We start from the raw sequence: 17,702 nt of genomic DNA, 5'->3' as shown, positions 1-17,702 counted from the left end.
CCATGAGCACAAAAGCGATTTATCCGGGTACCTTCGATCCGATCACCAACGGTCATCTTGATATCATCACCCGTGCGGCGTGCATGTTCGACACGGTGATTCTGGCGATTGCCGCCAGTCCCAGCAAGAAACCCATGTTTGACCTCGACGAGCGTGTTGCGCTTGCCCGCGATGCGATTGCACACCTGCCGAATGTAGAGGTAGTGGGCTTCAGCGACCTGATGGCAAACTTCGCCCGTGCCCAGCAGGCAAACATCCTGATTCGCGGGTTACGCGCGGTGGCAGACTTCGAGTATGAGATGCAGCTGGCGCACATGAACCGCCACCTGATGCCGGAACTGGAAAGCGTATTCCTGATGCCGTCCAAAGAGTGGTCCTTTATCTCGTCCACGCTGGTAAAAGAGGTGGCTCGCCATCATGGGGACGTTACCCACTTCCTGCCGGTAAACGTCCACCAGGCGTTGCTAGAAAAGCTAAAGTAGCGCTATTTCTGACACTGACGGCAGTAGAACGTGGCGCGCTGTGCGTGCTTCGTGGCAATAACTGGCGTTCCGCAGACTCTGCATGGCTCGCCTTTACGGCCATACACCTGCAGCTCCTGAGCAAAATAGCCCGGCTTGCCGTCGCTTTGCAGGAAATCCTTCAGCGTGGTTCCGCCCTGCTCAATCGAGCGCAGCAATACCGCTTTAATCACTCTGACCAGCAGCTCGCACTCCTGAGCCGACAGTGAAGAGGCCAGCCGATCGGGATGGATCCCGGCGGCAAACAGCGATTCGCTGGCATAGATATTCCCCACGCCGACCACCAGCTTGTTATCCATCAGCCAGGGCTTAATCGGGCTCTTCTTCTTCGCGCACTTCGCTTTCAGGTATTCCGCATTAAACGCGTCTGAGAGCGGCTCCGGGCCCAGATGCGCCAGCACATTGTGCCCGTCCAGCTCTTTAGTCCACAGCCACGCGCCAAAGCGCCGTGGGTCGGTGTAACGCAGCACTTTGCCGTTGCTCATCACCAGATCGACGTGGTCGTGCTTTTCCGCGGGCAGTTCTTCAGTAAGGATGCGCAGGCTCCCGGACATCCCCAGATGGATGATAATCCAGCCGTCAGGCAGCTCCAGCAGCAGGTATTTCGCGCGGCGCTGCACGCTAAGCACGGGTTTATCGCTTAACGCGTGGATCTCATCGGACACCGGCCAGCGCAGACGTCCATTGCGAACGACAGCATGAAGAATCGTCGCGCCGACCAGATGGGGCTCAATGCCGCGGCGGCTGGTCTCTACCTCAGGTAATTCAGGCATGGTTCCTCCGTTGAGATGCAGAATGCAAAAAACCCCGCAGTTGCGGGGTTTTTCAATACAAGGAGGCTAAAATTATTTGATTTTAGCTTCTTTGTACAGTACGTGCTGGCGTACAACTGGATCGAATTTTTTCAGTTCCAGTTTTTCCGGCTTAGTACGTTTGTTCTTCGTGGTGGTGTAGAAGTGACCTGTACCAGCAGAAGAAACCAGCTTGATTTTCTCGCGAATACCTTTAGCCATGATTTATTTCCTCTTTAAGTACTTAGTACTTTTCGCCACGGGCACGCAGTTCAGACAGAACTGTATCGATGCCTTTCTTATCAATTACACGCATACCTTTAGCAGATACACGCAGGGTGACAAAACGCTTCTCGCTCTCAACCCAGAAACGGTGAGAGTGCAGGTTCGGCAGGAAACGGCGTTTAGTCGCGTTCAGTGCGTGGGAACGGTTGTTACCGGTCACCGGACGCTTGCCAGTAACTTGGCAGACTCGGGACATGTCTATTCTCCAAAAATCAAATTAGCTCGAGCTTCGTATGGGGTATCGGCGCCTCGTCAGGCTTTACAGCCCGGTCATCGCATAGTTCTAAGTGAACTCTCGATTGCCAGGCCCAAATGCCAAACCCGAGATTCTCAAAGGTGGCGTAGTATACGCTGACTCGGCGGTGTGCTCAAGTCCCGAACAGACAAAGATCCCGATGGATCGCCAGAAATAGCCTAAATCCAGCCATGTTCGGCAAAAGAAAGGTACTCTCCGCGGCCAATTATCAGATGATCCAGCACACGAATGTCCATGAATTGACAGCATTTGATAATGCGCTCGGTCATTTCTTTGTCAGCTCTGCTCGGTTCTGCACAGCCAGAGGGGTGATTATGCGCGAGGATCACGCCCGCTGCATTCACTTTTATCGCTTCGCGCACAATTTCACGCGGATGTACCTCAACATGGTTCAGGGTACCCGAAAAAAGATGGCTGTGTTTCAGCACCCGGTTCCTGTTGTCGAGAAAGATCACCATAAAGATCTCGCGTTCAACATCGGTTAACTGACTTTGCAGGAATTCACGCGTCATCGCTGGCGTCAGGATCGGTGCCTCCTTCTCCAGGCGGACATTGTTAAAACGGCGGGCCAGCTCGGCAATCGCCCTCAGCTGAGCATATTTCGCCACGCCGATCCCGCCAATATGCTTAAACTGCGCCAGGTCGGCGGTCAGCAAGCCATACAGTGAACCGAAATGAGCGAGCAGCTCTTTTGCCAGCGTAAAGACCGTTTTCCCCGGGGTCCCGGTACGCAAAAAGAGCGCCAGCAGCTCATCGTCTGTTAATGGGGTGACGCCGTTGCGCAGCAACTTTTCGCGCGGCAGCAGCAGTTCATCCTCTTCTTCCATGCTCTTTCTCCCTTTTTACCCACATGCTGCCACAGGCCAGTCAGGCACTCGACGGCCTCGTATCGTTCTTGCGTAGCGCCTCGCAAAGTGAGCTAAGGACAAAATCACCGCGCTCAGGGGATTGTGATAAAATGCCCGCTCTCTGGTGAAACCCAACAGGAAAGAATCATGATGAGCCTGGCCGGTAAAAAAATCGTTCTTGGCGTAAGCGGCGGTATTGCTGCCTATAAAGCGCCGGAGCTGGTGCGTCGTCTGCGCGAGCGCGGGGCGGATGTGCGGGTCGCGATAACCGAAGGCGGCAAAGCCTTTATCACTCCCCTGAGCCTGCAGGCCGTATCAGGGTACCCGGTATCTGACAGCCTGCTCGACCCGGCCGCCGAAGCCGCAATGGGCCATATTGAGCTTGGGAAGTGGGCAGATCTTGTGATTCTTGCCCCTGCCACGGCTGATTTGATCGCCCGAGTGGCGGCCGGTATGGCGAACGATTTGGTTTCAACCATATGCCTCGCTACACCTGCCCCGGTCGCCGTTGTGCCTGCGATGAACCAGCAGATGTACCGTAACGCGGCCACCCAGCATAATCTGGAGATGCTGGCGTCACGTGGCCTGTTTATCTGGGGTCCGGACAGCGGCAGCCAGGCCTGCGGCGATGTGGGCCCGGGCCGCATGCTTGACCCACTGACGATTGTCGACATGGCCGCCGCCCATTTCTCGCCTGTCAACGATCTGCAACATCTCAACATCATGATTACCGCGGGCCCTACGCGCGAGCCGCTGGACCCGGTGCGTTACATCACTAACCACAGTTCCGGCAAAATGGGTTTTGCCATTGCCGCCGCCGCCGCAAAACGCGGCGCCAACGTCACGCTGGTAAGCGGTCCGGTCTCGTTGCCTACGCCGCCTTTTGTGCAGCGCATTAACGTCACCACCGCCCTGGAGATGGAAGCCGCCGTGCAGGCTCATGCGCAACGCCAGCAGATTTTCATCGGTTGTGCGGCCGTGGCAGACTACCGCGCTGAGACCATCTCTGATGCGAAAATCAAAAAGCAAGGCGATGAATTAACGCTAAAAATGGTGAAAAACCCGGACATTGTTGCCGGCGTCGCCGCACTAAAAAACCATCGTCCTTACGTTGTTGGGTTTGCCGCAGAAACGAATAATGTGGAAGAATATGCCCGGCAAAAACGTACGCGCAAAAACCTCGATTTAATCTGCGCGAACGATGTATCGCTGACCACGCAAGGATTTAACAGCGACAGCAACGCACTGCACCTTTTCTGGCAGGATGGAGATAAAATCTTACCGCTTGAGCGCAAGGAACTCCTGGGCCAACAATTACTGGACGAGATCGTTACCCGTTATGATGAAAAAAATCGACGTTAAGATTCTGGACCCGCGTGTTGGCGAGCAATTCCCGCTGCCAACCTATGCCACCTCCGGCTCTGCCGGACTTGACCTGCGCGCCTGTCTCGATGACGCCGTAGAACTGGCTCCGGGTGCCACCACCCTGATCCCGACGGGCCTGGCCATTCACATTGCTGACCCGTCTCTGGCGGCAGTCATCCTGCCACGCTCTGGCCTTGGCCATAAGCATGGCGTTGTGCTGGGCAACCTGGTTGGCCTGATCGACTCCGACTATCAGGGTCAACTGATGGTTTCCGTCTGGAACCGTGGTCAGGACAGCTTCACCATTGAACCGGGCGAGCGTATCGCGCAGATGGTCTTTGTGCCAGTGGTTCAGGCAGAATTTAACCTGGTGGCAGATTTTGACGCCACCGACCGTGGCGAAGGCGGCTTCGGCCATTCCGGGCGCAAATAAACGCCCAACAAACACGTATCTCACAGCGCCATAATGCAATAACAAACCGCAAACGTCCGTTTGCGGTCGCTGTGTGGATGCCAGCCTGGCAAGTGCTTATTTTCAGGGGTATTTTGTAACATGGCAGAAAAACAAACCGCGAAAAGGAATCGTCGCGAAGAAATACTTCAATCTCTGGCTCTGATGCTTGAATCCAGCGATGGCAGTCAACGCATCACCACCGCTAAACTGGCCGCCTCTGTAGGCGTGTCTGAGGCGGCGCTATACCGTCATTTCCCCAGCAAAACCAGGATGTTCGACAGTCTGATTGAGTTTATTGAAGACAGCCTGATCACACGCATCAACCTGATTCTGAAAGACGAAAAAGACACCACCGCGCGTCTGCGTCTGATTGTGCTGTTAATTCTGGGCTTTGGTGAACGTAATCCGGGCTTGACCCGTATCCTCACCGGCCACGCGCTGATGTTTGAGCAGGACAGGCTACAGGGCCGCATTAATCAGCTTTTCGAACGTATTGAAGCGCAGCTGCGCCAGGTACTTCGCGAGAAGAAAATGCGTGAAGGCGAAGGATACACGATGGATGAGACATTGCTGGCAAGCCAGATCTTAGCGTTTTGTGAAGGTATGCTCTCACGCTTTGTCCGTAGCGAATTTAAATACCGTCCAACGGACGATTTTGACGCCCGCTGGCCGCTCGTCGCCGCTCAGTTGCAATAACTCCGGTGCCGGATGACGGCTTCGCCTTATCCGGCCTACGGGTGATGTAGGCCCGGTAAGCGGTAGCGCCACCGGGCAATTCATCTACACGCCAAACTCTTCGCGATATGCACGCACCGCAGCCAGATGGTCCGCCATCTCAGGCTTCTCTTCCAGATACGCAATCAGCTCTTTCAGGGTAATGATAGAGATCACTTTGCAGCCGTAATCACGCTCAACTTCCTGGATAGCAGAGATATCGCCGCGCCCACGCTCCTGACGATCCAGAGAAATCAGTACGCCAGCCAGCGTCGCGCCGTGAGCCTGGATAATCTCCATCGATTCACGAATCGCAGTGCCTGCGGTGATCACATCGTCCACCAGCATCACGCGGCCCTGCAGTGCACTGCCGACCAGGTTACCGCCTTCACCGTGGGTTTTAGCCTCTTTACGGTTAAAGCAGTACGGCACGTCGCGATCGTGATGTTCCGCCAGCGCTACTGCGGTGGTGGTCGCAATCGGAATGCCTTTGTAGGCCGGGCCAAAAAGCAGGTCAAAATCAATTCCGGAATCCATCAGCGCTTCGGCATAGAAACGACCCAACAGCGCCAGATCGCGCCCGGTATTAAACAGCCCGGCGTTAAAGAAATAAGGGCTCTTACGACCGGATTTCAGCGTAAACTCGCCAAACTTAAGGACCTGTTTATTAATCGCAAACTCAATAAACTGGCGCTGATACGATTTCATGGATTCGCTCCTTTGGTTTCTGTCTTGCAGGCAAAAAAAAGGCGACTCATTGGTCGCCTTTAAAATCAATTTTCTAACGCCGCTTTCTGCGACGTGACAATAGATTCGATTCCCCCTCGGGCCAGAGCCAGCAGGGTAAGAAGTTCTTCATGGGTGAACGGCTCGCCTTCCGCCGTGCCCTGTACCTCAATGATGCGACCGTCTTCGGTCATCACTACGTTCATGTCGGTCTCGGCGGCGGAATCTTCGACGTATTCCAGATCGCACAGCGCTTCACCGTTAACGATACCCACGGAAACCGCCGCAACCATGCCTTTCATTGGGTTGGTTTTCAGCTTACCGGCTGCAACCAGTTTGTTCAGGGCATCGGCCAGCGCCACACAGGCACCGGTAATGGACGCGGTACGCGTGCCGCCATCAGCCTGAATCACGTCGCAGTCGAGCGTAATCGTGAATTCACCGAGAGTTTTCAGGTCCACAGCGGCGCGTAGCGCCCGCGCGATCAGACGCTGAATTTCCATGGTACGGCCACCCTGCTTACCCTTCGCCGCTTCACGGGCGTTACGGGTGTGAGTCGCGCGCGGCAGCATGCCGTATTCTGCGGTGATCCAGCCCTGGCCCTGGCCTTTCAGGAAACGCGGAACACCTTCTTCGATGGACGCGGTGCACAGTACTTTGGTGTCACCAAACTCAACCAGCACGGAACCTTCAGCGTGTTTTGTATAGTTACGGGTCAGGGTGACGGGACGCACCTGATTGGCGCTACGACCTGATGGACGCATGATGGATTCTCCGGCTTGAAACGAATGTGGCTGCGCATTATACGGATAAAGGACGCTTATTCCTATCCTGAGAAGCCCCCGAAAGCTATAATCCCCCCATCTCTCCTTTAAAAACGGGAATGTCTATGATCCGCAGTATGACCGCCTACGCCCGGCGTGAAATCAAGGGTAGCTGGGGTAGCGCTACCTGGGAAATGCGCTCGGTAAACCAGCGCTATCTGGAAACATATTTCCGTATGCCGGAGCAGTTCCGCAGCCTCGAGCCCGTTGTACGCGAGCGCATCCGTACTCGTCTGACGCGCGGTAAAGTGGAATGTAACCTGCGTTTTGAGCCTGATGCCAGTGCGCAAGGCGAACTGATCCTGAATGAAAAACTGGCTAAACAGCTCGTGAATGCGGCGAACTGGGTCAAAATGCAAAGTGATGAAGGCGAAATCAACCCGGTTGATATTCTGCGCTGGCCTGGCGTCATGGCTGCCGGTGAGCAGGATCTGGATGCCATCGCCGCCGAAATCCTTGCCGCCCTCGACGGTACCCTGGATGACTTTATCGTGGCCCGCGAAACCGAAGGCCAGGCGCTGAAAGCGATGATTGAGCAGCGTCTTGAAGGCGTAAGCGCCGAAGTGGCAAAAGTCCGCACCCATATGCCGGAAGTGCTGCAATGGCAGCGCGAGCGTCTGGTAGCCAAACTGGAAGAAGCGGAAGTTCAGCTGGAAAACACCCGTCTGGAACAAGAGCTGGTGCTGATGGCGCAGCGTATTGACGTTGCCGAAGAGCTGGATCGTCTGGAAGCACACGTGAAAGAGACCTACAACATCCTGAAGAAGAAGGAAGCGGTAGGCCGCCGCCTCGACTTTATGATGCAGGAGTTCAACCGCGAGTCGAACACCCTGGCATCTAAGTCGATCAATGCTGAAGTAACCAACTCAGCGATCGAGCTGAAGGTGCTGATTGAGCAGATGCGCGAGCAAATCCAGAACATCGAGTAATCGCTTTCAGGTGGTGTCCGCTGGACACCACCCATTAGTATTTTTAATCCGAATTTCCACCCACTCTCCTTCCTTACCTCCATTTATCAGGCCCCTTTAAGGGAAATGAATAAATTTTTATAGCGCAAAGGGATTCACCTTAGAAAATCTCAATCGTGATCTTGCGCACAAATCGCTAACCTGCCCGCGTTCTGACCGGAGGGTATATGCTGCTTCACACTCTTTATCTTATTGGTATCACCGCAGAAGCCATGACCGGCGCACTTGCAGCCGGACGACGCCGCATGGACACCTTCGGCGTGATCATTATTGCCACCGCGACCGCGCTGGGCGGCGGATCCGTGCGCGATATCCTGCTTGGCCATTACCCTCTCGGCTGGGTTAAACACCCTGAGTATGTGATTATCGTGGCAACAGCCGCCGTATTAACCACCATTGTGGCACCCGTTATGCCCCATCTGCGCCGCCTGTTTCTGGTGCTGGATGCGCTGGGGCTGATTGTCTTTTCTATCATCGGTGCACAGATCGCGCTCGATATGGGTGAAGGGCCGGTTATCGCCACGATTGCTGCTGTGGTCACAGGGGTGTTTGGCGGCGTACTGCGCGATATGTTCTGCAAACGCATTCCCCTGGTCTTTCAAAAAGAGCTGTATGCCGGCATTTCCTTCGCCGCAGCGGTGCTCTACATCGCCCTGCAGCACTATGTTTCTAACCATGATGTGGTGGTTATCTCTACGCTGCTGTTTGGCTTTACGGCCCGCATGCTGGCGCTGCGTCTGAAGCTGGGACTGCCCGTGTTTCACTATAAGCACGGCGTACACTGATCTCAGAAACCGTTGATGTGCTGCCGGGCAAGCCACCGGACCAGCACATCAATCTCTGGTGCATTTATCCAGCTCACGATCTGCCGCGCCCTCTCTTCCCCCGTACCCGGCAAGGCCTGCCACGCCTTTGCGCTGCGTTCATGCATCTGTTGCCATGACATATCCCCCAACGCCTTCAGCGAGGCTTGTGGCAATGGCGCACCCAACGCCATCATCCAGTGGATAAAAGGTTGTTCACGTACCAGGTTGAAGCGATGCCAGAGCGCCAGCCCCCGCGCTGGAGAAAACCCCGGCGTAGACTGGAGCTGCGCCTGCGTTAAGAGCAGCCATGAGAAGAGATGTTCAAAATGATGCGCCTGCCAGAGTGTTCGCCAGCCTGACTCGCCTAATCCTTCAATGTTGAATACCTGCTTAGAACTGAGCCACGTCAACCGGGCGAAGAACTGTTCCATACACTCTGGCGAAGCATAAAAACAGCTCAGGGAGTGAAAACGCGAGGCCGGTGGTTCTGGTTTTTGTCTGTCCGTCCCTCGCCAGATAACCTTATCAAACCGTGGGATACCCTGCCCGGCAAGGCTCACCTGGATCTGATCGCCAGGGGCAATATCCAGCCTCTGCCAGCGTCCAACCGACCCCAGGCTCACCCGCTGTACCTGTTTATCATCCAGTTGCACCGGCTCCAGCGCCGCCACGACGGAAATTTTACCCGTACGCCCAACTGAAAAATGAATATCCCTGACCTCAGCAACCTGCGCAACTGGCGGATATTTCCACGCCATGACCCAGTTGCCTTCGCCAGGCAGCCAGCGCTCCCCTGAAGGCGACTCCGCGGACCGAACCACAATGCCATCCGTGGCAAAGGGTAATGCTGTGTTTTGCCAGGCCAAACGCTGCTTTTCAACTTCATCAACCGTTCGGGTGGGCAAGGTATAGGACGCCGTCATGGAAAACCCTGCTCCGGACAGCGCAGAAAGCATACTTTCCATCTCTTTCGGACCATCCGGCCAGGCCCAGATAAATATTCCTGTCTGGTTCAGAAGCGCACCGTCGTTCTGCCGCATCATCGCCCCCGCCACTTTTGCGCGTGCATTCATTCCGCCCATCTGCCGCTGAATATGATTCTCGCGCATCCAGAAAAGCTCCCCCTGCAGGACGCTGTTTGCCAGCGCGCCGGATACCTCTTTAGGCACTGACGGAATCAAACGCACGCGAGCGGTCCAGTCCTCACCTTTTAACCCATTACCGCGACTGATAGCCTGGGCGAGCTTTCCGTTGCGATACACCAGCGTCACCGCCACGCCGTCGACTTTTGGCTGCATCCAGAGATTTTTCTGGCCTCGCATCCACTGACCTAGCGCTTCTTTGCTGGCGGCCTTATGCACCCCCGTATGGGCAACTGGATGTTTTACGCTTCCCGTCAGCGCAGGTAAGGTGTTCTCTGAGAGATCATGGCCAAAACAGCGCTGCCACTGGGCTAAGCGTCCGTTGAGCTGGTCGTATACCTCGTCGTTGACCTCGCTGACGCCCTGCTTCCAGTAGGCTTCATCCCAGCGTTTGATCTGTGCGCTTAAGGATGCAATCTCTTTTCCGGCTTTAGCCTGTGACCACACCGGACACACCGCCGCCCCATAACCACACCACAACAGCATTAACCCACTTATCCATCGCCACATCGCTACCCCTCCTTTGCAATGCCGGAGGTATAACCTGACGTGAGAAACATGGCTAATAGCAACTTCTCATCATGCGAGACGCTATCCAGTATTCATTTTTATTGCAGCAAACCGCGGGTAAAACCTGAAAACGGTACGCAAAATTCAATTATCCAGGGGAAAAAGTGTGACAAAGGCTACGTCACACTGCGCCGACGTGTATAATAAGCCCGTATGTAGGACTTCTTCGCTAACACATACAAAAGACTCTCATGGCTCAAGGCACGCTTTATATTGTTTCTGCCCCTAGTGGCGCGGGTAAATCCAGCCTTATTCAGGCACTGTTAAAAACCCAACCGTTGTACGACACACAGGTATCTGTTTCTCACACCACGCGTCAGCCGCGTCCGGGTGAAGTGCACGGTGAACACTATTTCTTTGTGGATCACGACGAGTTCAGAGCGATGATCGCCAGGGATGCGTTTCTTGAACACGCTGAAGTGTTTGGTAACTACTACGGTACCTCGCGTGAAACCATTGAGCAGGTTCTGGCCACGGGCGTGAATGTCTTCCTGGATATCGACTGGCAGGGCGCACAGCAAATTCGCAAGAAAATGCCGGAGTCACGCAGTATTTTTATTTTACCGCCATCGAAAGATGAGCTGGATCGCCGTCTGCGTGGCCGCGGTCAGGACAGCGAAGACGTGATTGCAAAGCGTATGGCCCAGGCAGTTGCAGAAATGAGCCATTACGCGGAATATGATTACCTTATTGTGAATGATGATTTTGATGCCGCGCTGAGCGATCTCAAAACCATCCTTCGCGCAGAACGTCTGCGTATGAGCCGCCAGAAGCAGCGACATGACGCATTAATCACCAAACTGTTGGCAGACTGAACCCACTTTCAGTATCATGCCCAGTCATTTCTTCACCTGTGGAGCATTTTAAGTATGGCACGCGTAACTGTTCAGGACGCTGTAGAGAAAATTGGTAACCGTTTTGACCTGGTACTGGTCGCCGCGCGTCGCGCTCGTCAGATGCAGGTAGGCGGTAAAGATCCGCTGGTACCGGAAGAAAACGATAAAACCACCGTTATTGCACTTCGCGAAATCGAAGAAGGTCTGATCAACAACCAGATCCTCGACGTGCGTGAGCGCCAGGAGCAGCAAGAGCAGGAAGCCGCAGAACTGCAGGCCGTAACCGCCATTGCTGAAGGTCGTCGTTAATTAAACCTGCGGGTCGCCCTTGTATCTGTTTGAAAGCCTGAATCAACTGATTCAAACCTACCTGCCTGAAGACCAGATTAAGCGTCTTCAGCAGGCGTATCTCGTTGCACGTGACGCTCACGAGGGCCAGACACGTTCAAGCGGTGAACCCTACATCACGCACCCTGTTGCGGTAGCCTGCATTCTGGCCGAGATGAAACTCGACTACGAAACGCTGATGGCTGCTCTGCTGCATGACGTGATCGAAGATACCCCTGCCACCTACCAGGATATGGAACAGCTGTTTGGCAAAAGCGTTGCCGAACTGGTGGAAGGGGTCTCTAAGCTTGATAAGCTGAAATTCCGCGACAAGAAAGAGGCGCAAGCCGAAAACTTCCGCAAGATGATTATGGCGATGGTGCAGGATATCCGCGTCATTCTCATCAAACTCGCTGACCGTACCCACAACATGCGCACGCTGGGCTCACTTCGCCCGGACAAGCGTCGCCGCATTGCTCGTGAAACCCTGGAAATTTACAGTCCGCTGGCGCACCGTTTAGGTATTCACCACATTAAAACCGAGCTGGAAGAGCTGGGTTTTGAAGCGTTATACCCGAACCGCTATCGCGTCATTAAAGAGGTGGTGAAAGCCGCACGCGGTAACCGTAAAGAGATGATTCAAAAGATCCTCTCGGAAATTGAAGGGCGTTTACAGGAAGCGGGTATTCCGTGCCGCGTCAGCGGTCGCGAGAAACATCTGTACTCGATTTACTGCAAAATGGTGCTCAAAGAGCAGCGTTTTCACTCGATCATGGATATTTACGCGTTCCGCGTGATCGTCCACGATGCCGACACCTGCTATCGCGTGCTGGGGCAGATGCACAGCCTCTACAAACCGCGTCCGGGGCGCATGAAAGATTACATCGCCATTCCAAAAGCGAACGGCTATCAATCTTTGCATACCTCGATGATCGGTCCACACGGCGTGCCTGTCGAAGTGCAGATCCGCACCGAAGACATGGACCAGATGGCAGAGATGGGTGTCGCCGCGCACTGGGCGTATAAAGAGCACGGTGGCGAAAGCAGCACGACTGCACAGATCCGCGCCCAGCGCTGGATGCAGAGCCTGCTGGAACTGCAGCAGAGTGCGGGTAGCTCCTTTGAATTTATCGAGAGCGTGAAATCCGATCTCTTCCCGGATGAGATTTACGTTTTCACCCCAGAAGGTCGGATTGTCGAACTGCCTGCGGGCGCAACGCCGGTCGACTTTGCTTACGCAGTACATACCGATATCGGGCATGCCTGCGTGGGCGCACGCGTCGACAGACAGCCTTATCCTCTGTCTCAGCCGCTCTCCAGCGGCCAGACGGTAGAAATTATTACCGCACCGGGCGCACGCCCGAACGCGGCCTGGCTGAACTTTGTGGTGAGCTCCAAAGCGCGCGCCAAAATTCGCCAGTTGCTGAAAAACCTCAAGCGCGACGACTCCGTCAGCCTGGGACGCCGTCTGCTCAACCACGCGTTGGGCGGTAGCCGTAAGCTGGCTGAAATTCCACCAGAGCATATCCAGCGCGAACTCGACCGTATGAAGCTCACGTCTCTGGACGATCTGCTGGCGGAAATTGGTCTCGGTAACGCCATGAGCGTCGTGGTGGCGAAAAACCTGCAGCAGGGCGAAGCGATACCTTCTGCTCCTGGCGCATCCGGCCACGCTCATCTGCCAATCAAAGGCGCGGACGGGGTGCTGATCACCTTCGCAAAATGTTGCCGTCCAATCCCCGGTGACCCGATTATTGCGCACGTCAGCCCCGGCAAAGGGCTGGTTATCCACCATGAATCCTGTCGTAACATTCGCGGCTACCAGAAAGAAGCCGAGAAGTTTATGGCGGTCGAGTGGGACAAAGAGACGGCGCAGGAATTTATCACCGAAATTAAGGTGGATATGTTCAATCACCAGGGTGCCCTGGCAAACCTGACGGCAGCGATCAACACGGCCTCGTCCAACATTCAGAGCCTGAATACGGAAGAAAAAGACGGCCGCGTTTATAGCGCCTTTATTCGTCTGACCGCCCGCGACCGCGTGCATCTGGCGAATATTATGCGCAAGATCCGCGTCATGCCGGACGTGATTAAAGTTACCCGAAACCGAAACTAGGTTTATGAATTCACAACGTTATACACGTATCTGCGAAATGCTCGCCAGGCGTCAGCCTGACCTGACGGTCTGCATGGAGCAGGTTCATAAGCCTCATAACGTCTCTGCTATCGTTCGTACCGCAGACGCCGTCGGCGTGCATGAAGTGCACGCCGTCTGGCCGGGCACCCGCATGCGAAACATGGTGTCTGCTGCCGCAGGCAGCAACAGCTGGGTATCCGTCAAAACGCATCAGACGATTGGTGAAGCCGTATCGCACCTGAAAGGCCGCGGTATGCAGGTTCTTGCGACTCACCTTTCTGCTAAAGCTGTGGATTTCCGCGAGATCGACTACACCCGCCCAACCTGCATTTTGATGGGGCAGGAGAAAACCGGGATCACCCAGGAAGCGCTGGATCTGGCGGATCAGGACATCATCATCCCGATGATCGGTATGGTTCAGTCCCTGAACGTGTCGGTTGCCTCTGCGCTGATTCTGTATGAAGCGCAGCGCCAGCGCCAGAACGCCGGAATGTACGAGCGCAGCAACAGTATGCTGCCGGAAGAGGAACAGCAGCGCCTGCTGTTTGAAGGCGGTTATCCGGTGCTGGCTCGCGTCGCGAAGCAGAAAAAATTGCCTTACCCCCACGTCAACGCGCAGGGCGAAATTGAAGCCGATGCCGAGTGGTGGTCCACCATGCAGTACGCCGGGTAACTGATGAAAGGCCGCCTGCTGGATGCCATTCCGCTCAATAGCCTGACGGGCGTGGGCGCGGCGCAAAGCAGTAAGCTGGCAAAAATTGGCCTGCATACCGTGCAGGATCTCCTCCTGCACCTCCCTCTGCGTTACGAAGACCGCACTCAGCTCTACAAAATTGGCGATCTGCTGCCTGCCATTTACGCCACCGTTGAAGGCGAAGTCCTGAACTGCAACATCACGTTTGGTGGACGCCGGATGATGACCTGTCAGATCAGCGACGGTACCGGCATTCTCACCATGCGTTTTTTCAACTTCAGCGCAGCGATGAAAAACAGCCTGGCGACAGGCCGCCGAGTGCTGGCCTATGGCGAAGCCAAACGCGGTAAATACGGCGCAGAGATGATCCACCCGGAGTACCGCGTGCAGGGCGACCTCAGCACACCGGAACTGCAGGAGACGCTTACGCCGGTTTACCCGACGACTGAAGGCATTAAGCAGGCAACGCTGCGTAAACTCACCGATCAGGCGCTGGAGCTGCTGGATACCTGCGCGATTACCGAACTTCTGCCCCCCGAGCTGGCACAGGGCATGATGAGCCTGCCCGAGGCATTGCGCACACTGCATCGTCCACCACCCACATTACAGCTCAGCGATTTAGAAAGCGGCAAACATCCCGCACAACGGCGTCTTATCCTTGAGGAATTACTGGCACATAACCTGAGCATGCTGGCGCTTCGCGCAGGCGCGCAGCGTTTCCACGCTCAGCCGTTAAGCCAGAATGATGCGCTCAAAGATAAGCTGCTGGCCACTCTGCCGTTTAAGCCGACCGGCGCTCAAGCGCGCGTAACGGCCGAGATTGAACGCGATATGGCCCTCGACGTGCCGATGATGCGCCTGGTGCAGGGCGACGTCGGGTCCGGTAAAACGCTGGTTGCCGCCCTGGCAGCACTGCGCGCGATTGCCCACGGTAAACAGGTGGCGCTGATGGCGCCGACTGAGCTGCTGGCTGAACAGCACGCCAATAATTTCCGCGCCTGGTTCGCGCCGCTCGGGATTGAGGTAGGCTGGCTTGCCGGGAAGCAAAAAGGCAAAGCGCGTCTTGCGCAGCAGGAAGCCATCGTCAGCGGCCAGGTGCAGATGATTGTCGGCACACACGCTATCTTCCAGGAGCAGGTACAGTTTAACGGCCTTGCGCTGGTGATTATCGACGAACAGCACCGCTTCGGCGTGCATCAACGTCTGGCGCTGTGGGAAAAAGGGCTACAGCAGGGCTTCCATCCGCATCAGCTGATCATGACCGCCACGCCAATCCCGCGCACCCTGGCGATGACCGCCTATGCCGATCTGGATACCTCCACCATCGATGAACTGCCGCCGGGGCGTACTCCGGTCACGACGGTCGCCATACCGGATACTCGCCGCAGCGATATCATCGACCGCGTGCGCAACGCCTGTACCCACGAAGGGCGTCAGGCCTATTGGGTCTGCACCCTGATTGAAGAGTCAGAACTGCTTGAAGCGCAGGCTGCTGAAGCAACGTGGGAAGAGCTAAAGCTGGCGCTGCCGGAGCTAAACGTGGGTCTGGTTCACGGGCGCATGAAGCCTGCCGAAAAACAGGCGGTGATGCAGGCGTTCAAACAGGGTGAGCTGCATTTACTGGTCGCGACGACGGTTATTGAAGTGGGCGTCGACGTCCCCAACTCCAGCCTGATGATCATCGAAAACCCGGAGCGTCTTGGCCTTGCTCAGCTCCACCAGCTGCGTGGGCGCGTTGGGCGTGGCGCAGTGGCCTCCCACTGCGTGCTGCTCTATAAAGCGCCGCTCTCAAAAACTGCCCAGATGCGTTTGCAGGTGCTGCGCGACAGCAACGACGGTTTTGTGATTGCACAAAAAGACCTTGAGATACGCGGCCCGGGCGAATTGCTGGGCACGCGTCAGACGGGAAATGCCGAATTTAAAGTGGCGGATTTGCTGCGCGATCAGGCCATGATCCCGGAAGTTCAACGCCTCGCACGCCATATTCATGAACGCTACCCCGAACAGGCGGCAGCGTTAATTGAGCGCTGGATGCCGGAAACCGAGCGCTATTCCAACGCCTGATTTCAGGCAAACATCGGCAGCATCAGGTACAGCTTAATCACCAGCGCGTTGACGATATCAATAAAGAACGCCCCGACCATTGGCACCACCAGAAACGCCATGTGCGATGGCCCAAACCGTTCGGTGATCGCCTGCATGTTGGCAATAGCCGTTGGGGTTGCCCCCAGACCAAACCCGCAGTGGCCTGCTGCCAGCACCGCTGCATCGTAGTTTTTCCCCATCAGGCGCCAGGTCACGAACATGGCGTACAGCGCCATAAACAGTGCCTGCACCGCCAGAATCACCACCATCGGCAGCGCCAGCGAGGCCAGCTCCCACAGTTTGAGGCTCATCAGCGCCATCGCCAGGAACAGCGACAGACAGACGTTACCGAGCACCGATACCGCACGTTCAAACACGCGGTAGAAGCCCATCAGCGCAAGACCGTTGCTCAGAATGACCCCGATAAACAACACGCAGACAAAGGTCGGAAGTTCAAACGCTGTACCCGCCAGCCATTGCGCAACCACTTTGCCCACGGTCAGGCAGATGGCAATCATCGCGATGGTTTCAATCAGTACCAGCGAGGTGATGCTGCGCCCGACATCCGGCTTTTCGAACGCGGTGGGCACCATTTCATCGTCCGGTCTACCATTCGGCGTGGTGGAATGTTTAACGAGATAACGGGCCACCGGGCCGCCAATCAGGCCACCCAGCACCAGACCAAAGGTTGCGCAGGCCATCGCCACTTCCGTTGCGTTTTCAAAGCCGTAACGCTCGATAAACAGCTTACTCCACGCGGCTCCAGTACCATGGCCGCCTGACAGGGTAATCGAACCTGCCAGCAGACCCATCAGCGGATCCAGCCCCAGCAGCGTCGCCATGCCGATGCCAATGGCGTTTTGCATCAGCAGCAGTCCCACCACCACAATCAGAAATACGCCGAGCACCTTACCGCCAGAGCGCAGGCTCGCCAGGTTGGCGTTCAGGCCGATGGTGGCAAAGAAGGCCAGCATCAGCGGATCTTTCAGGGACATATCAAAATCAATTTCCCAGCCCATGCTTTTTTTCAGTACCAGCAGGGCCAGCGCCACCAGCAAACCACCGGCGACAGGTTCAGGAATGGTGTACTTTTTCAGAAAGGAAACACTGTGTACCAGCTTGCGACCAAGCAGCAGAACCAGCGTTGCGGCAACAAGGGTCGACAACGTATCGAGATGAATCATAAAAGGCTCCTGTTATGCGCGTGTTCCATACACACGCGGCGTTATCCTGGCCGGTTTGCGCTCTTCATGAGCCACCGGCGCAAAAAGTGTAATTTTTTTTCCCGACGGGTTGTAGAAAACCTGCTCACAACGGCAGATTTTCTTCCCTTTTTTTGCTGGCAATCGTTTG

The 17,702-nt window shown here is 55.6% G+C and carries 19 protein-coding genes; 11 read left to right on the top strand and 8 right to left on the bottom strand.

Annotation, left to right across the window (positions count from 1 at the left end; genetic code table 11):
* Positions 1–2 precede the first annotated feature (2 nt).
* Positions 3–482: a pantetheine-phosphate adenylyltransferase gene (gene coaD / locus ACMGGM_RS13935; RefSeq protein ID WP_014881986.1), complete on the top strand. Its 480-nt coding sequence runs from the start codon at positions 3–5 to the stop codon at positions 480–482.
* 2 nt (positions 483–484) lie between these two features.
* Here coaD and mutM read toward each other — a convergent pair whose 3' ends face one another.
* The 4 genes from mutM to radC all read right to left on the bottom strand — a co-directional run bounded on the left by mutM (position 485) and on the right by radC (position 2,680).
* Positions 485–1,294 (bottom strand): bifunctional DNA-formamidopyrimidine glycosylase/DNA-(apurinic or apyrimidinic site) lyase, encoded by an 810-nt coding sequence (mutM, locus tag ACMGGM_RS13930; protein ID WP_014881985.1) that lies wholly within the window; start codon positions 1,292–1,294, stop codon positions 485–487.
* A 72-nt stretch (positions 1,295–1,366) separates the two neighbouring features.
* Positions 1,367–1,534, bottom strand: a complete 168-nt coding sequence (rpmG, locus tag ACMGGM_RS13925) for a 50S ribosomal protein L33 (protein ID WP_003024094.1) — start codon at positions 1,532–1,534, stop codon at positions 1,367–1,369.
* A 22-nt stretch (positions 1,535–1,556) separates the two neighbouring features.
* On the bottom strand, positions 1,557–1,793 hold the full coding sequence (rpmB, locus tag ACMGGM_RS13920) for a 50S ribosomal protein L28 (RefSeq protein ID WP_002436699.1): 237 nt from the start codon (positions 1,791–1,793) through the stop codon (positions 1,557–1,559).
* 218 nt (positions 1,794–2,011) lie between these two features.
* The gene (radC, locus tag ACMGGM_RS13915; protein ID WP_045134466.1) at positions 2,012–2,680 is read right to left on the bottom strand and encodes a RadC family protein; all 669 of its coding nucleotides are present in this window, start codon (positions 2,678–2,680) and stop codon (positions 2,012–2,014) included.
* A 171-nt stretch (positions 2,681–2,851) separates the two neighbouring features.
* Between radC and coaBC the strand changes: the two genes are divergently transcribed.
* From coaBC to slmA, 3 genes are all read left to right on the top strand, one after another.
* Positions 2,852–4,063: a bifunctional phosphopantothenoylcysteine decarboxylase/phosphopantothenate--cysteine ligase CoaBC gene (gene coaBC / locus ACMGGM_RS13910; RefSeq protein WP_127341527.1), complete on the top strand. Its 1,212-nt coding sequence runs from the start codon at positions 2,852–2,854 to the stop codon at positions 4,061–4,063.
* On the top strand, positions 4,041–4,499 hold the full coding sequence (dut, locus tag ACMGGM_RS13905) for a dUTP diphosphatase (protein ID WP_015570042.1): 459 nt from the start codon (positions 4,041–4,043) through the stop codon (positions 4,497–4,499). The genes coaBC and dut overlap by 23 nt, the downstream gene beginning before the upstream one ends.
* 120 nt (positions 4,500–4,619) lie before the next feature.
* Complete coding sequence (gene slmA, locus ACMGGM_RS13900) at positions 4,620–5,216, top strand: nucleoid occlusion factor SlmA (protein WP_014881982.1); 597 nt, start codon at positions 4,620–4,622, stop codon at positions 5,214–5,216.
* Positions 5,217–5,300: 84 nt separating this feature from the next.
* On the opposite strand, the gene pyrE is transcribed toward slmA, so the two are convergent.
* Positions 5,301–5,942: an orotate phosphoribosyltransferase gene (gene pyrE / locus ACMGGM_RS13895; RefSeq protein ID WP_032635308.1), complete on the bottom strand. Its 642-nt coding sequence runs from the start codon at positions 5,940–5,942 to the stop codon at positions 5,301–5,303.
* 65 nt (positions 5,943–6,007) lie between these two features.
* Entirely contained in the window at positions 6,008–6,724 is a 717-nt protein-coding gene (gene rph, locus ACMGGM_RS13890; RefSeq protein WP_023331718.1) for a ribonuclease PH, read from the bottom strand.
* 125 nt (positions 6,725–6,849) lie between these two features.
* Between rph and ACMGGM_RS13885 the strand changes: the two genes are divergently transcribed.
* Together ACMGGM_RS13885 and ACMGGM_RS13880 are read left to right on the top strand one after the other, a co-directional pair.
* On the top strand, positions 6,850–7,713 hold the full coding sequence (locus ACMGGM_RS13885) for a YicC/YloC family endoribonuclease (RefSeq protein ID WP_008502687.1): 864 nt from the start codon (positions 6,850–6,852) through the stop codon (positions 7,711–7,713).
* Between the two features lie 206 nt (positions 7,714–7,919).
* Positions 7,920–8,537, top strand: a complete 618-nt coding sequence (locus tag ACMGGM_RS13880; RefSeq protein WP_023331717.1) for a trimeric intracellular cation channel family protein — start codon at positions 7,920–7,922, stop codon at positions 8,535–8,537.
* Between the two features lie 2 nt (positions 8,538–8,539).
* On the opposite strand, the gene ligB is transcribed toward ACMGGM_RS13880, so the two are convergent.
* Complete coding sequence (gene ligB, locus ACMGGM_RS13875; RefSeq protein WP_063667070.1) at positions 8,540–10,210, bottom strand: NAD-dependent DNA ligase LigB; 1,671 nt, start codon at positions 10,208–10,210, stop codon at positions 8,540–8,542.
* Positions 10,211–10,461: 251 nt separating this feature from the next.
* Here ligB and gmk point away from each other — a divergent pair, with 251 nt between their 5' ends.
* The 5 genes from gmk to recG are packed head-to-tail and all read left to right on the top strand — an operon-like array spanning position 10,462 to position 16,328.
* Positions 10,462–11,085: a guanylate kinase gene (gene gmk, locus ACMGGM_RS13870; RefSeq protein ID WP_014881977.1), complete on the top strand. Its 624-nt coding sequence runs from the start codon at positions 10,462–10,464 to the stop codon at positions 11,083–11,085.
* A gap of 54 nt (positions 11,086–11,139) precedes the next feature.
* Positions 11,140–11,415 (top strand): DNA-directed RNA polymerase subunit omega, encoded by a 276-nt coding sequence (gene rpoZ / locus ACMGGM_RS13865; RefSeq protein ID WP_000135058.1) that lies wholly within the window; start codon positions 11,140–11,142, stop codon positions 11,413–11,415.
* Between the two features lie 19 nt (positions 11,416–11,434).
* Positions 11,435–13,549, top strand: coding sequence for a bifunctional GTP diphosphokinase/guanosine-3',5'-bis pyrophosphate 3'-pyrophosphohydrolase (gene spoT / locus ACMGGM_RS13860; protein ID WP_014881976.1), 2,115 nt, complete (start codon positions 11,435–11,437; stop codon positions 13,547–13,549).
* Between the two features lie 4 nt (positions 13,550–13,553).
* Positions 13,554–14,243, top strand: coding sequence for a tRNA (guanosine(18)-2'-O)-methyltransferase TrmH (trmH, locus tag ACMGGM_RS13855; RefSeq protein WP_014881975.1), 690 nt, complete (start codon positions 13,554–13,556; stop codon positions 14,241–14,243).
* A gap of 3 nt (positions 14,244–14,246) precedes the next feature.
* Entirely contained in the window at positions 14,247–16,328 is a 2,082-nt protein-coding gene (recG, locus tag ACMGGM_RS13850; protein ID WP_063944017.1) for an ATP-dependent DNA helicase RecG, read from the top strand.
* A gap of 2 nt (positions 16,329–16,330) precedes the next feature.
* On the opposite strand, the gene gltS is transcribed toward recG, so the two are convergent.
* The gene (gene gltS, locus ACMGGM_RS13845; protein WP_063944015.1) at positions 16,331–17,533 is read right to left on the bottom strand and encodes a sodium/glutamate symporter; all 1,203 of its coding nucleotides are present in this window, start codon (positions 17,531–17,533) and stop codon (positions 16,331–16,333) included.
* Between the last annotated feature and the right edge of the window lie 169 nt (positions 17,534–17,702).

Origin of the sequence: Enterobacter sp. BNK-14, assembly GCF_047456095.1 — a bacterium.
Taxonomy (GTDB): Bacteria; Pseudomonadota; Gammaproteobacteria; order Enterobacterales; family Enterobacteriaceae; genus Enterobacter; species Enterobacter kobei.
This window is presented reverse-complemented; position numbering and strand designations above follow the sequence as displayed.

Excerpts from the sequence above, each read along its gene's own strand:
- coaD (WP_014881986.1), top strand. The coding sequence starts at position 3 with ATGAGCACAAAAGCGATTTATCCGGGTACCTTCGATCCGATCACCAAC.
- mutM (WP_014881985.1), bottom strand. The coding sequence starts at position 1,294 with ATGCCTGAATTACCTGAGGTAGAGACCAGCCGCCGCGGCATTGAGCCC.
- rpmG (WP_003024094.1), bottom strand. The coding sequence starts at position 1,534 with ATGGCTAAAGGTATTCGCGAGAAAATCAAGCTGGTTTCTTCTGCTGGT.
- rpmB (WP_002436699.1), bottom strand. The coding sequence starts at position 1,793 with ATGTCCCGAGTCTGCCAAGTTACTGGCAAGCGTCCGGTGACCGGTAAC.
- radC (WP_045134466.1), bottom strand. The coding sequence starts at position 2,680 with ATGGAAGAAGAGGATGAACTGCTGCTGCCGCGCGAAAAGTTGCTGCGC.
- coaBC (WP_127341527.1), top strand. The coding sequence starts at position 2,852 with ATGAGCCTGGCCGGTAAAAAAATCGTTCTTGGCGTAAGCGGCGGTATT.
- dut (WP_015570042.1), top strand. The coding sequence starts at position 4,041 with ATGATGAAAAAAATCGACGTTAAGATTCTGGACCCGCGTGTTGGCGAG.
- slmA (WP_014881982.1), top strand. The coding sequence starts at position 4,620 with ATGGCAGAAAAACAAACCGCGAAAAGGAATCGTCGCGAAGAAATACTT.
- pyrE (WP_032635308.1), bottom strand. The coding sequence starts at position 5,942 with ATGAAATCGTATCAGCGCCAGTTTATTGAGTTTGCGATTAATAAACAG.
- rph (WP_023331718.1), bottom strand. The coding sequence starts at position 6,724 with ATGCGTCCATCAGGTCGTAGCGCCAATCAGGTGCGTCCCGTCACCCTG.
- ACMGGM_RS13885 (WP_008502687.1), top strand. The coding sequence starts at position 6,850 with ATGATCCGCAGTATGACCGCCTACGCCCGGCGTGAAATCAAGGGTAGC.
- ACMGGM_RS13880 (WP_023331717.1), top strand. The coding sequence starts at position 7,920 with ATGCTGCTTCACACTCTTTATCTTATTGGTATCACCGCAGAAGCCATG.
- ligB (WP_063667070.1), bottom strand. The coding sequence starts at position 10,210 with ATGTGGCGATGGATAAGTGGGTTAATGCTGTTGTGGTGTGGTTATGGG.
- gmk (WP_014881977.1), top strand. The coding sequence starts at position 10,462 with ATGGCTCAAGGCACGCTTTATATTGTTTCTGCCCCTAGTGGCGCGGGT.
- rpoZ (WP_000135058.1), top strand. The coding sequence starts at position 11,140 with ATGGCACGCGTAACTGTTCAGGACGCTGTAGAGAAAATTGGTAACCGT.
- trmH (WP_014881975.1), top strand. The coding sequence starts at position 13,554 with ATGAATTCACAACGTTATACACGTATCTGCGAAATGCTCGCCAGGCGT.
- recG (WP_063944017.1), top strand. The coding sequence starts at position 14,247 with ATGAAAGGCCGCCTGCTGGATGCCATTCCGCTCAATAGCCTGACGGGC.
- gltS (WP_063944015.1), bottom strand. The coding sequence starts at position 17,533 with ATGATTCATCTCGATACGTTGTCGACCCTTGTTGCCGCAACGCTGGTT.